General features: G+C 68.2%; 10 protein-coding genes. All 10 read right to left on the bottom strand.

Annotated elements, in window-relative coordinates; translation table 11 throughout:
* Positions 1-10: 10 nt before the first annotated feature.
* Complete coding sequence (locus tag ACYJSS_RS18280) at positions 11-1,807, bottom strand: hypothetical protein (protein WP_236204876.1); 1,797 nt, start codon at positions 1,805-1,807, stop codon at positions 11-13.
* A gap of 4 nt (positions 1,808-1,811) precedes the next feature.
* Positions 1,812-3,080 (bottom strand): hypothetical protein, encoded by a 1,269-nt coding sequence (locus ACYJSS_RS18275; RefSeq protein ID WP_236204877.1) that lies wholly within the window; start codon positions 3,078-3,080, stop codon positions 1,812-1,814.
* Between the two features lie 18 nt (positions 3,081-3,098).
* A complete protein-coding gene (locus tag ACYJSS_RS18270) occupies positions 3,099-4,031 on the bottom strand; it encodes a hypothetical protein (protein WP_236204878.1) in 933 nt (310 codons plus the stop codon).
* A gap of 74 nt (positions 4,032-4,105) precedes the next feature.
* A complete protein-coding gene (locus ACYJSS_RS18265) occupies positions 4,106-6,508 on the bottom strand; it encodes a hypothetical protein (protein WP_236204879.1) in 2,403 nt (800 codons plus the stop codon).
* A complete protein-coding gene (locus ACYJSS_RS18260; protein WP_111262377.1) occupies positions 6,505-7,668 on the bottom strand; it encodes a hypothetical protein in 1,164 nt (387 codons plus the stop codon). Before ACYJSS_RS18260 ends, ACYJSS_RS18265 begins: the two co-directional genes overlap by 4 nt.
* Positions 7,638-9,083, bottom strand: a complete 1,446-nt coding sequence (locus ACYJSS_RS18255) for an alkaline phosphatase family protein (RefSeq protein WP_236204880.1) — start codon at positions 9,081-9,083, stop codon at positions 7,638-7,640. The genes ACYJSS_RS18260 and ACYJSS_RS18255 overlap by 31 nt, the downstream gene beginning before the upstream one ends.
* Positions 9,076-10,296 (bottom strand): metabolite traffic protein EboE, encoded by a 1,221-nt coding sequence (eboE, locus tag ACYJSS_RS18250; RefSeq protein ID WP_236204881.1) that lies wholly within the window; start codon positions 10,294-10,296, stop codon positions 9,076-9,078. The genes ACYJSS_RS18255 and eboE overlap by 8 nt, the downstream gene beginning before the upstream one ends.
* On the bottom strand, positions 10,293-11,177 hold the full coding sequence (locus tag ACYJSS_RS18245; protein ID WP_111262374.1) for a TatD family hydrolase: 885 nt from the start codon (positions 11,175-11,177) through the stop codon (positions 10,293-10,295). Before ACYJSS_RS18245 ends, eboE begins: the two co-directional genes overlap by 4 nt.
* A 22-nt stretch (positions 11,178-11,199) precedes the next feature.
* Positions 11,200-11,952, bottom strand: a complete 753-nt coding sequence (locus ACYJSS_RS18240) for an EboA domain-containing protein (protein WP_236204882.1) — start codon at positions 11,950-11,952, stop codon at positions 11,200-11,202.
* On the bottom strand, positions 11,949-12,827 hold the full coding sequence (locus tag ACYJSS_RS18235; RefSeq protein WP_371921704.1) for a UbiA family prenyltransferase: 879 nt from the start codon (positions 12,825-12,827) through the stop codon (positions 11,949-11,951). The genes ACYJSS_RS18240 and ACYJSS_RS18235 overlap by 4 nt, the downstream gene beginning before the upstream one ends.
* Positions 12,828-12,834 lie beyond the last annotated feature (7 nt).

Genomic DNA, 12,834 nt, shown 5'->3' with positions numbered 1-12,834 from the left:
GTGCGCCTCCTCAGGGCTGCCAGGGCGTGCTGGTGAGATAGGCCTTGAGCAGGGCCCGCTGGCTTGGCGACATGGAGCGCACCACCGGCATGTACAGGGTGGTGCCGCGATAGGCATCGGCGGTGCGCGCGACAATGGCCGCGCGGGCGTTCCAGATGGCGTCCTGCTGGTTCAGCGGGATGAAGCGCGACATGGCCGGGAAGGCCAGGTAGTGGAAGCGCAGCACGGCCGGGTAGACCTGGTCCCAGGTGGGGATACTCCCGGCGGGGATGCCGAAGTCGGTGGTGGAATAGAAGCGGAAGTTGCTGAAGCCTTTGCCATCGCCCAGGGAGAAGGCGAGCTTGGTGTAGCCGGCCTTGGCGGCGGTTCCTTCCTTGCGCGTCAGGGGGATCGACACGCTGGTCTGGCCCTGGCTGATCGGGACCGTGGCGCTGTATTGCAGCAGGTTCCAGTTGTTCGGATCGACGATGGCCCCCGGGAAGGAGGTCTTCAGGGCGATGCTGCCGTTGGCCGGCACCGGCCCTCCCAGGTAGCGCACCTGCAGGTCGAGCGTCACCCCGTCGGGGTATTCGTCCATGTACAGGTTGCGCTGGTCGCTGTAGAGCCGGTAGGTCACTTCGGACACCGCCAGGGTGGTGCCGTCGACGGTGTTCGGTGCCGCGATGGCAAGGGCCGTGGCCTGTGCCGCCGCCGACTGGGTGGCGGTCAGCGGCAGGTCGACGATGCCGCCATAGAGGGAGTAGTCCACCAGGTAGGGGCTGGTGTCGGGCAGCGTTGCCAGCAGGGTGCTGCCGGCACTGATGCTGACCGGGCCGTAGTCGATGTTCGGGCCTATGGGGCTGGTGATGTCGGTGCGCACCGCGCGGAAGTCGGCCTTGGGGATCAGGTTGACCATGTCCAGGCTGAGCATCGCCTGGCCACTCAGGCTGTACTGCTGGGCATAACCCGCACCGCCGGTGCCGCCGTTCACCAGTTGGCGGCCGACCGGGCAGATCAGCGGCTCGCCGGCGAAGGCCGGGGCCAGGGTGCCGATGACCCGGCCGATGCTGGGGTTGGGGGTGTACTGGCCGGCGGCGTAGTCGGCATCGAGCTGCGGCGTGGTCATGCCCGGGCACATTTCGAACATCACGAAGCGCACCACGATGCCGGTGGCGCCGGGCGCCTGGATGATGGCCTTGAGCATCGCGCTGTTCGGGTTCCAGCTGACGATGGCGCTCAACGGGAAGGTGACCTGGAAGGTGCCGGACAGCGGCGATGAGCCCGGGGCGTCATCCTCGCCATTGAGCAGCCGGGGGGCCACGTCGAAGCTGCTGGCCACCACGTCGGCCTGGATCACCAGTTGCGGGTTGCTGGTGCCGCCGATCTGCAGGCCGCCGATGTAGATCTGCGTGGTGATGCCGCTGGAGGGGTCGAGGTCCACCATCATCGGGCCGGAAACCGGCGGCTGGTTGGTCACCGGGTCCTTGGAGCCGAGCAGGTAGACCGGTTGCCCCACCAGGTCGCCCGTGGTGCTGATGGCGCCCGGGGTGCCCTGGGAGCTGATCAGTACGTTCTGCATGTCCACCACGTGCTGGCCGTAGTGGTTCCAGCCCCCGGCGGTGTAGTAGTCGCCGGTCGGGGCGTTGATCCACTCATTGAGCTGGTCGTCGCTGTAGCCGGCGGCTTCGGACGCGATCTGGGAGTTGGGCAGGTCGAACAGGTGCAGCTTGCGACCGCCCTGGGGAATGGTCGGCGAGTTGTTGGGCAGGCTCACGTCGGTGCGGATGCCGCCCCAGAAGTTCAGTCGGGGTCCGTTCAGGATGCTCATGGGGTCATTCCTCGTCCTTGTGGGGCGCCGTCGCCGGCGCCTTGGCGAATTTGAACAGGTAGGAGAAGTCCGATTTGTAGGGGCTGTGCACCGGCGTGGCCATGGAGTGGCAGTTCATGCAGCTGCTGTTGGGCTGGATGTAGCTCTCCATGGTGACGTTGGCGGACAGCGCCGGAGTCGGCTGGCCCAGCGGGTTGCTGGGGTTGTCCGGCATCAGCGGGCGCTGGGTGGTGACCAGCTGGTAGTAGCGCAGCACGTCGCTGCCGAGGTTCTGCTGGTAGAGGCCGTTGACGGCGGCCGTGGTGCTGGCGATCGGGGTGACGCGGCTGAGCGGGTCGGGGGTCTGGAAGGTGGCGCCGGGCTTGGGCGTGCACACCAGCTGGGCGCCCTGCTGCTGCCAGTTGCAGGGCGACTGGTTGACGCTGGCCGCCGGCGCGCTGGCGTTGTAGTAGCTGTAGGTGCCGTTGCCGGCGGAGGAACCCGGGACGTTGTCCACCTGCTCGAAGGTGGACCAGATCCACTGCGGGTAGCCCGGCGCCTTGACGATGATGTGCAGCCCCACCAGCCCGAGGGTAGCCGGGGCCGTGCTGCCGGTGGGCCGGCCCTGGGCGTCGAATTGCGCCACCTGGGCCTGGGTGGTCAGGTAGCGGCTGGCGTCGTCCTGGCTGGTGAGCACCCGCCAGGCGGCCTTCACCTCGGTGGCCTGGGCCGGGAAGGCGATGTTCTGCGCCCTGGACACGGTGTTGGCGTTGTAGAAGCCGTTCTGCACGATGTAGTCGTAGGAGGCCTGGTTGGCGGAGATGTCGTAGTAGGTCGGGTTGCCCTTCTGGTCGATCAGCCAGCCACCGACGGCCTGGTCCACGGCCTGCACCACCGAGGTGTTCTTCAGGGCGGCGATGTTGATGATGCCGAGGCTGCGCGTGCCCAGCGGTGAATTCCAGGGGCCGGGGTCGGCCCCGTTGGGCAGGAAGATCTCGCTCACCGTCTTGTAGCTCTGCCAGACCCTGGGGCCGGCACCGCCGAGGGGCTGGCTGCAGTCCGGCTGCCCGCGCTGGCCGGCCATGGCGGGCCAGTTGAGGGCGATGAACAGCCGCCAGCTGTAGTCATCGAAGGCTTGCTGGCTGGCGGTGGCGGCCGGGGCGGTGGTGGGGGGCTGGCACTGTGCGTTGGTCGCTGCGGGCACGGTGGGGGCGGGTGATTGCTCGCGCAGGTTGCAGCTGGCACAGGCGAGGGCCAGCAGCGCCAGCCCGGTGAGACGGAAACTCGGATTCATGGCGGCTCTCCTTGCCGGTCAGGGCTTGCGGGACTGGAGCTTGTTCCATTGCGCCTCGGCGCCGTTGTCCTGGGACGCCGGCGGGTTGAACAACTGGCAGGGCTGCGGGTTCACCGGGCACTTCTTGGCCACCTGGTCCCAGGTTTGCGCCGGGTCCGGTTTGTCGGTACGGAAGTTGACGTAGTTCTGGCTGACGATGGGCGCGTTGGCGACGCTGGCGTCCCCGGAGAAGTAGAACGACTGCGGGTGGCGGAACAGCGGCTGGCCGGGGGCTGCGCGGGTGGCGTCCTTGTAGAAGGCGTAGCCGAACAGGATCGGCCCCTGGGGCGACTGCACGTCCAGCGCATAGGCCTGCACGCTGCCGCGCAGGTTCTGGCTGCGGGTGGGGCTGTAGGGCAGGTGCTGGACGAAGTCCTGGCGTGCCGGGTGGTTCATGGGCGAGAAGGCGCAGCACTCGGGCATGTCTTTGGGCCGGTCCTCGTAGGTGAGGAAGAAGGCCTTGTTGCCCAGGGAGACGAAGGAGCAGGTGTAGTTGTTGTCCTTGATCGGGAAGATCGGCAGGCAGTACTTCTCGTAGTGCTCCATCATCGCGCCGTAGCCGTCGCCATCGGCGGGGATGTAGGTGGTGTCGTAGTAGCTGGTGCCCCTGGATACGGTGTAGTCGGCGGGTTTGAGGGTGCTGGGCGGGTTGCTGTAGGGCGGCGGGTTCTTCTCGTAGTTCTGGGTGACGCGGAACATGGTCCAGTCGCTGATCCAGGTGGCGGGGAAGAACGGATCGCTGGGCTCACCGGGCTTGCGCTCGGCGATGCAGTTGCCGTTGCTGGCGTCGCACCCGAGGGTGTTGTGCACGCCGTTGGTGAAGAACACGTCGCCTTCGTCATCGGCGGCGATGGCGGGTTGGCCGAGCAGTGCGAGGGGCAGCAGCGAGGCGAGCAGTCGGGTTTTCTTCATGGGGACACTCCTTCGTAACGGGCAGGGCGGGCGAGCGGTGCCGGCCCGCCTGCGGGTTCCAGGTCTACGACGGTTCAGGTCAGGGGCCGGGGCGGGTAGTTGAGCTTCACCAGCTCGTTGGCCCAGCGTTCCAGCACCGCGCGCCGGCTCTGCGGCAGGTCGCGGGTGATGGGCATGGCAAGGGTGCTTTCCTCCTGGTAGGGCTTGCTGACCAGGCGGATCAACTGGTCGATGGCGCCCTCGATGCGTTGCAGGGAGTTCAGCGGCATGTACTTGTCCATGATCGGGTAGAGGTAATAGAACGGCTCGAAGATGCGCGGGTAGATGAAGCCTTCCCAGATCTGCACCCGCGCATCCTGTTGGGTGCACACCTGGTTCCAGGCCGCGACGAATTCACCCATCAGCCCGGGCTCGTCCGGCAGCACCCGCAAGGGCGCGAGGAAGTCGGTGTAGGCGGTGGGGTAGTCGAAGCTGAAGGGCACCGCAGGCGCAGCGCCAGGGCCGTCCTGGACGAAGAAGCGCAGGGTCGGGAAGCCGGCGGCGATGGCCTTGACCGTCACCTGGGCGATGCCGTTGGCGTCGGTGGTGATCTGCGTGAGGCTGTAGTCCACCGTGGCGCCGTTATCCAGCACGCCCGTACGCGGGATGGACGGGACGAACTGCAGGCAGGGCGCCAGGCTGACGCCGGCCGGAGTGGCCTTGACGTGCTGGTAGTTGATGGTGGCCGTCGGGGCGTCGCTCGCCGGCAGCACCTGCTGCAGGCTGCGGCCGGCGCCCTCGCTGAGCAGGCTCGCCGGCGCCTGGGTGCCGGCGAACTGCGGCAGCAGCGTGGCGTTGTTGTTGCGGTTCGCGGGGTCGTCTGCGATCAGCCCGAAATCCACGTCATTGCCGAAGGCCAGGAAATAACTGCTGGTGGTCAGCATGTAGGGGTTGTTGTATTCCGCCACCCACAGGGTGGTGCCGGCCGGTGCGGGCAGGCCGTCGTACTGCACCATGATCTGCAGGGTGCGGGTGTCCCCGACATCGATGAAGGTGCCGCTCTCGATCACTTCGGCGGTCCACATCCGCTGCTGGGCAGCGAGCATCGGGCTGGCGCCCTGGGTCAGCAGGGCCAGGGTGCCGGCCTGGGTCCTGGGCACGGCATCCTTCACGGGCAGGTCCACCAGGCCCGCGCGCTTGTCGAAGGCGGCCTGGGCGTACTGGGCGTAGGCGAGGTCGGCCAGGGGCTGGAACTGGCCGTTCTGCTGGATGCCGACCTGGAAATCGCCCAGCTGGAGCTTCTCGCACTCCGGAACGGTCGCCTCGGTCGCCTTCAGCGGCTGGAAGGGGAAGCCGGTACCGAGGTCCAGGGACAGCAGGTCGCCCTGGGCCTGGGCGGAGATCACCCCCAACTGGATGGTCGATCCCGGCCTGCCGCCCGGGATCGGGAAATCGCCGACCGGCTCCAGCCGGCGACCGGCCGGAGCCGTGGGGTACTCGTCCGCGAACCACAGGCCCAGCACGCCGGCGGTGCGGCTGTAGGCGGGGTTGAAGAAGATGTCGGCGACGTTGTCCAGGCCCTTCTGGTACATGTCCTGCAACGCCTGTTGCTGCACGGCCAGGGTCTTCAGACACTGCTGGCATTCAGCGCACTGGGGATCGGTCGCGCAGGTGTTGCAGCCGGGCCCGCCGGTGCGGGTCACCACCTTCGGGTAGTCGTTGAAGATGCCGTTGCGGTCGTAGTAGGTCAGGTAGGTGGTGAAGCGGAACATCAGGCCCCTGGCGTTCTGCGCCTCCATCTGTTGCTGCAGGGCCTTGAGCAGGGCCGAGTCGCCCAGCTGCCACTGCAGGTTCTCGCGGGGGAAGCAGGTCTGCCAGGTGGTGGTGACCGTATTCAGGCCCTGCACGGCCCCCCAGTTGAAGTTGAGGAAGCGGTCGAGCATGCGGTACGCGCGCTTGGCCGTGAGGCCACAGGTGGCGTCGCCCAGTACCAGGCGGTCGAAGTACAGCGCGGTGAAGGTGTTCTGCCAGGGGCTGATGTCGACGAAGCGCGCCGGGGTGGGCTTGTCGCTGCCGAAGGGGTTGCCCAGCAACTGGAAGCCCTTGCCCACGATGGGGTCCTGCTCGATGTAGCTGTTTGCCTGCAGCTCGCCACCGATGATCAGCGAGCGGATGTCGTTGTAGTCCACGGTGCCGCAGGCGTTGTCGCCGAACAGGTCCCATTCCGCCGGGATCTGCGGCAGGCCGCTGTTGGCACTGTTGTTGGGCACCTGCAGCACGTAGTCCGGCACCTGTGCCTCGGGCAGCGGGGCGATCATCCAGGGCAGCACCTTGTCCCGCGCGTTGGCGGGGTTGATGCCGAAGCTCTCCAGGAAGGGCCAGTTCAGGTCCATCTTCGCCGCGTCGTAGAGCGGGTAGATGTCGTTGTTGTTGGCCGTGGGCGGGTTCCAGAAGAAATGCCCGTTGAGGTAGAGGCGGGGGAAGTTCAAGACGCTCATTGCTGTCCTCCTTGACGCTTCCACTGGGCGCGTTTCAGCGACCAGACGAAGTCCAGTTTGTTGTAGCCGGCGAAGGCCGAATCCGGCAGCGGCTCGGTGGGGTAGACGATCCCGTCCTGTTGCGGCAGCGCGAAGTTGAAGTAGCCCTTCTTCGCCGAATAGGCCGCAGTGTCGTGGCAGGCGAGGCACGATGACTGGCTCTGGAAGGCCGACTCCAGCTGGGAGTTGGCCAGCAGCTTGGGCGCGCCGCCCGCCGTGTGCTGCACGCCGATCAGCTCGTACTGGGCGAGGGCCGGGTACTGCGACTGGAAGCTGGCGTTGACCGGTTGCGCGGCGCTGGTGGGCCCGGTGCTGTTGGTCATGGGCTTGGGCGGGATGTCGTTGGTGACGGTGTACTTGCTGTTGTTGCGGTTCTCGAAGGTGGTCCAGACCCAGTCATCGGTGAGCTTGTTGATGACGTGCATGCCGCTCAGGGCCGCGTAGCCCACCTGGTACTGGCTGCCGTTCTGCAGGTAGTAGGCCTGGACGATGTAGTAGCCGTCGTTGGCCAGGGTCTTCATGAAGGCCTGGTCGTTGCCGATCCAGATCCATGCCGTCTTCAGTTCCCAGGCGGCGGCGGGAAAGGCCAGGTTGGCGGTGAGCGCGGCCTGGCCGTCGACGTTGTAGACACCCTTGTCGACGATGTAGCCGAAGGTGTCCCTGCCCATCAGCAACTGGAAGCGCACCGGCTTGCCCCTCTGCGCCGCCGGCACATTGCCGCCCATCTCCAGGATCAGGCCGTCGACCTGCTGGGTGCTGTCGAGGTTGTGGAAGGTGCGCGTGGTGTCCATGCCCATGGCCTGCGCGGCCTTGACCACGGCGACCGGCGTGGGCTCGCGCTGTTCATAGGGCAAGGGTTTGCTGCCATCGGGCAAAAATACCTGGTCGGTGGGCTTGAGGCCCTCCCAGACACGGTCGGCGCTGTCCTGAGCTTGTGGATGGTTGAGGCAGACGAACCAGTCCCAGGCCAGGGTCTCGGGGGATTGTTCGAATGCCTTGCGCACCTCTTCCGGCTTGCCTCCGTACTCGAAGAAGGCGGTGCAGTCGAAGGCGGGTTGGCTCTGGGCCTGGGCCAATCCGGCCAGGGCGCTCAGTACTGCAAGGGGGAGGGCTCGTTGCATGGGGTCTCCTTGGCTATGGCCTTGTCGAGAGTTCGGTGCCCCAGGAAGTACTGCAGGAGCAACTGTTTTACCGCGGTGACCGGCAGGCGGTCCGGTAAAGGCAAGTCGCAATCGGTGATGAGCAGCGGGCCATCCTGGTCGCTGCGGGGAAGTCGGCCGTGGCTCCCGCGTACCAGGCGGGTGTCCAGCGGAATCAGGTCCATGTAGTAGCGGAACCCCAGTTTCTTGCGCAGCAGGCGCCGCGCCACGCGGAGCTTGGGCAGGGTGATGGCGGGGTCGATGAACAGTTCCAGCGGGTCGTAGCCGGGTTTGCGGTGGATGTCGACGGTGCGGGCGAAGTCGGGCGCCTTGGCGTCGTCGAGCCAGTACTGGTAGTCGAACCAGTGCCCGGGGGCGGCGATCGCCACCAGGTCGCCGCTGCGCGGGTGCTCCAGCTGCCAGGCACGCTGCTCGGCACGGTCCAGCAGCCGTTCGATGCCGGGTTCGCGCTCGAGCAGGGCGCGCACCCTGGACAGGTCCTGTTCGCGGCGCAGGTAGATGTGCGCGACCTGATGGTCGGCCACCGCGAAGGCGGCGCTGGCGCCCGGGTCCAGCAGCTCCCAGCCCAGGGATTGGCGCACCTGCAGCCAGCCATCGGCACGCAGCAGGCGGTTGATGGAGATGGAGCGCTGCACCGCCTCGATGCCGTACTCGGACACCAGCATCACCGCGGCACCACGCGCCTGGGCGAAGGCCAGCAGGCGACCCACCTCGTTGTCGATGGCGCGCACCTCGGTGGCGATGCCGGGGTGGTCGGGGCCCAGGCGCTGCAGGTCGTAATCCAGGTGCGGCAGGTAGACGAGCTGCAGGTGCGGGCGGTTGATCTCGAACTCGGCCATGGCGCAGTCGACTATCCAGCGGCTGGAGCCGATGCCGGCGGCGGGCCCCCAGAAGTGCTGGAAGGGGAAGGTGCCGATGCGCTGCTCGATCGCCTGGTGCAGGCCATCGGGGGCGGAGTAGAGGCCGAACTCCTTGCGCCCGTCGGCGGGGTAGTGGGGGCGCGGGGTGATGGAGGCGCCGACGTCGGCGTACATGTTGTACCACCAGAACAGCTGGCTGCAGCGGAAGCCGGGCAGCTCGCGGGCCAGCACCTCCCAGACCTTTTCGCCCTGGACCAGGGCGTTGGGCTGCAGCCAGAAGCGCACCTCGGCCTGGTCGCGGAAGTACCAGCCGTTGCCGACGATGCCGTGCCCGGAAGGCGGCAACCCCGTGAGCATGGACGACTGCACCGTGGTGGTGACCGCCGGGAACACCGGCTGCATGCAGGCCATGCGGCCACGGCCGCGCAGGGCGTTGATGTGGGGGGTGTTCTCACCCAGCAGGGAAGGCGTGAGGCCGACCACGTCGACCAGCAGCAGGGGCCGTGGCTCAAGCATGCTGCACCTCCCGCAGCGGCTCGCCGTCGAGGGCGCCGTGCCGTTGCAGCTGGGCTTCCACCCACTCCAGTTCGGCGGCGATGCCGCGGGCCAGCGCAGGTTCGGAGCCGGGCCGCAGGGCTTCGGGCAGCACCATCCAGCTGTAGGTTTCCACCTCCAGCACCGGGTGGAAGTCCGGGTGCTGGGCCAGGTATTCGAAGACGCGCCCCAGGGCCTGCTGGCTGCCGCCGAGTTCCGGCAGCTGGAAGCGCTCGCTGAACAGGGGCACGTGGAAGTGCACACGCAGTTCGCTGCAACCGGCCAGGGCCGGGTCGAGGAGGGCGGCGGGCAGGTCTGCCCAGGCCAGCAGCTGGCCGCTGCGGTGGCGCGCCTTGACCTGGTGCAGGTAGGTGCCCTCGGCGAAGCCGGCGATCACGTCCAGCACCTGGTCGCGGCGTTGCTCATCCCCGGGCAGGCGGCACACCAGGGCGTTGGAGAGCTGGATCTTGCCGATGACGATGCCGGCCTGGCGCAGGCACGAAAGGGAGGCGTGGCAGTCCTCGAACAGCACCGCCTGGTGGCAGACGTCGAAGCACAACGCCAGGTGGTCGTGGTTGGGGTCCCGTGCCTGCCAGTGGGCGAAGAAGGCCAGGGCCTGGTCGGTGTGCTCCAGCACGCAGTCGGGCTCCATTTCCAGGCACAGGCGGATGTTCTTGCCGGTCCTGCGCTTCAGCTCCGCGAGGGCTTCGGTCAGTTGCAGCAGGTGCATCTCCGCGCGGGCCAGGTGTTCGATCGACCAATCGGCGGCATAGCCCAGGGGAACGCTGGAAATCACACCCTGGTCGCAGTCCTCGGGCAGCGCCTCGGCCAGCAGCGCGGCCAGTTGCAGGCTGTAGTCCAGGCGCGGGGATTCGGACCAGTCCGGCCGGTAGACACCGCTCTTCACCTGGCCACCATGGAAACGCCCATGGGGGAAGCCGTTGAGGGAGGTCAGGCGCAGCCCGCTGTCTTTCAGCAGGGCGAGGAACGCCGCGCGCGGGCCGGGCTGCTGCAGTTCGGCGGCGGCCCGGGCACTGATCCACAGGCCGCTGTCCTGTTCGGCCAGGCCGCGCTGCCGGCGCACGGCCTGGAACGGCCCGGCGATGGAGGCGCGCAGGGCGGCCAGGTCATGGGCCGGGTGCACGTTGCCGCAGTAGCCGAGCCGGGGCGGGGTCCATCCCATTGCCGGGCTCATCGCACCACCGGTTCCTGGCCCCGCAGCGCGGAGTTGTCCTGCCATTTGCGGCGCTGGTCGATGGGCAGCAGGGTAGCGACGGCGGCCTTGTCCAGCTGGCCGCTCTGGGCGAAGAAGTCCACCGGGTTGTGGAACAGCACCTGTTCCACCTGGGCTTCGCTGAAGCCGGCCTGGCGCATGGCGTCGGCCGTCTTGGGCACCTTGAGCGGGTCGCTCACGCCCCAGTCGGCGGCGCTGTTGACCACCATCTTCTCGGTGCCGTACTGCTGCAGCAGGGCGACCATGCGCTGCTCGGACATCTTGGTGTTGGGGTAGATGGAATGCCCGCGCCAGCAGCCGCTGTCGAGCACCAGGGGCAGGGTCAGTTCGTTGAGGTGGTCGATCAGCACGCGGTCTTCGGCGATGCCGACTTCACGGATGACCGCCAGGGTGCGCTTGGTGCCGCCGATCTTGTCGCGGTGCGGGGTGTGCACCAGGACCGGCAGGTCGAACTGCCTGGCCAGCTCCAGTTGCAGGGCGAGGAAGCGGTCTTCCTCCGGGGTGATGTCGTCGTAGCCGATCTCGCCGACGCCGACCACGCCATCCTTCACCAGGTAGCGGGGCAGTATCTCCAGCACCTCGTTGGCCAGCCCCAGGTTGTTGGCCTCCTTGGGGTTGAGGCCGATGGTGCAGAAGTGGTGGATGCCGAACATGCTGGCGCGGAAGCGTTCCCAGCCCACCAGGGTGTCGAAGTAGTCGACGAAGCTGCCCAGGCTGGTGCGCGCCTGGCCTTGCCAGAAAGCCGGCTCGATGACCCCGGTGATGCCGGCGGCGGCCATGTTCTGGTAGTCGTCGGTGGTGCGGCTGACCATGTGGATGTGCGGGTCGAAATAGGTGGGCATGTCGGCGTCCTTCGCGTTGTCGCTATCGGTGTTGAAGAGGCAGGTCGCCGGGCAGCCAGCCGCTTGGCAGGCGTCCCTGGCGGTGATGGGCGTCGAGGCGCTGTAGCTGGTCGGGCGCCAGCAGTGGCCACGCCAGCAGGTGCGAAATGGCAGGTGGCGCGGGGCGGTCGGCGGCCAGGCGCTCTTCCAGCATGTCCAGCGCCAGCTGGTTGAGTTCGCGGCTGCGGCGCGGCGCCAGGCCCAGGACGCGGCGCAGGTCCAAATCCATGCCGACACCCTTGAGCATGAGGAGGTGGAAGGCCCGCTCGGGGTAGTGCCGGGCCGGGTAGGGGTTGTCCAGGGCGAGGGCGGCGAACACCTCGCAGCTGTTGGTACGCCCGGCGAACAGCGCCAGTTCCAGGCTGGCGCCCTGGCCGTCGAGCCAGTCCAGGGCCCGCAGGGCGGCGGCTTTCTCCTGGTCATCGCCCCACTCGAAATAGCGCTGCAGCAGGGTTGCCCGCCCGGGGCCGGCGTCGGCCTCCAGGGCCTGGGCGAGGAGCAGGGCGCGTGCCAGGGCCGCGCGCGTCCACGGCAGGTCGGCCACCAGGGCATCGCCGATCTGGCGTCGGCACGGGCCACTGAGCCGCATCAGCGCCTGTATGTCGGGCTGCGCGGCGAGCCGTTCGCGGGCCTGGTTCCACCAGGCCAGGGCGGCGCCGGTCAATTCGTCGCGCAGGGCCTGGTGCAGGTCGGCGATGCGATCGCTACCGAGCTGGAGCGTGGTCGGGCTGTTCATGTCGGTTTCACCCATTGCTGCAAGCGCGGCAGCAGGAGGAAGACGCCCACGCAGGCCAGGCTGCCCAGCGGATAGCCGGCGAGGGCCAGGACCATGGCGTCGATCAGCGGCAGCGCGGTCAGCCCCGCGCCGATGAAGGCGCGCACGTTGCGCCGCTCGGGCGCCGCCAGGTGGCGCCGGTAGCTCAGGCCCAGCCAGCCGAGCCACAACAGCAACATGAGCCAGAACCACAGGCCCTGGGCATGGACCGCCAGGGCCAGCGGGCTGAGCATCAGCAGCAGCGGCGCCAGGCTCGCCAGCTGGTTGAGGTGCTCCTGCCGGGCCACGTAGGTCAGCCCGCTGATGTAGGTGCCCAGCAGCAGGGCGCACAGCCACAGCGGCGCCGGCGGGGCGGTGAGGCTGGCCGCGGCGGTGAGGTAGAGGGCCGCGCGGCAGCCGCCCATGAACCAGACGCTGTGGGCGTGGCGCTTGTGCAGCAGGTTGTAGGCGAGGATCAGCCCGAGCAGCAGTGCGGCACTGCCCAGCAACCAGCCGGGCCGTGCGATCAGTTGGCTCAGGCCCAGCAGCGCGGCGGCGGCCAGCAGCAACAGCGCGGTGCTGGCCAGCGCCACCTGCTGCCGGGTGACCAGCCCGAGGGCGATGGGCCGTGGGTTGTGGTGGCGGCTGTCCCAGTCGGCGTCCATCAGGTCGTTGAGCAGCATGCCGGCCAGGTAGAGGGCCGATGCGGCCGCCAGCAGCAGGGCCCAGGCCAGCGGGGAGGGCGGGGCGAGGGCGCTCGCGCTGCTGGCCAGCAGGGTGGCGGCCAGGGCGTTGGTCCAGACGGTGGGGAGGTTGGAGATGCGCCCCAGGGTCATCCAGGTCCGCAGGCTGGGCATCGGCTGG

The organism is Pseudomonas sp. No.21 (assembly GCF_054558415.1).
The sequence above is the reverse complement of the archived record's forward strand: the minus strand, read 5'-3'. Positions and strand labels throughout refer to the sequence as shown.

Bases quoted from the DNA above. Each gene is read 5' to 3' on its own strand.
- ACYJSS_RS18280 (WP_236204876.1), bottom strand. From the start codon at position 1,807: ATGAGCATCCTGAACGGACCCCGACTGAACTTCTGGGGCGGCATCCGC.
- ACYJSS_RS18275 (WP_236204877.1), bottom strand. From the start codon at position 3,080: ATGAATCCGAGTTTCCGTCTCACCGGGCTGGCGCTGCTGGCCCTCGCC.
- ACYJSS_RS18270 (WP_236204878.1), bottom strand. From the start codon at position 4,031: ATGAAGAAAACCCGACTGCTCGCCTCGCTGCTGCCCCTCGCACTGCTC.
- ACYJSS_RS18265 (WP_236204879.1), bottom strand. From the start codon at position 6,508: ATGAGCGTCTTGAACTTCCCCCGCCTCTACCTCAACGGGCATTTCTTC.
- ACYJSS_RS18260 (WP_111262377.1), bottom strand. From the start codon at position 7,668: ATGCAACGAGCCCTCCCCCTTGCAGTACTGAGCGCCCTGGCCGGATTG.
- ACYJSS_RS18255 (WP_236204880.1), bottom strand. From the start codon at position 9,083: ATGCTTGAGCCACGGCCCCTGCTGCTGGTCGACGTGGTCGGCCTCACG.
- eboE (WP_236204881.1), bottom strand. From the start codon at position 10,296: ATGAGCCCGGCAATGGGATGGACCCCGCCCCGGCTCGGCTACTGCGGC.
- ACYJSS_RS18245 (WP_111262374.1), bottom strand. From the start codon at position 11,177: ATGCCCACCTATTTCGACCCGCACATCCACATGGTCAGCCGCACCACC.
- ACYJSS_RS18240 (WP_236204882.1), bottom strand. From the start codon at position 11,952: ATGAACAGCCCGACCACGCTCCAGCTCGGTAGCGATCGCATCGCCGAC.
- ACYJSS_RS18235 (WP_371921704.1), bottom strand. From the start codon at position 12,827: ATGCCCAGCCTGCGGACCTGGATGACCCTGGGGCGCATCTCCAACCTC.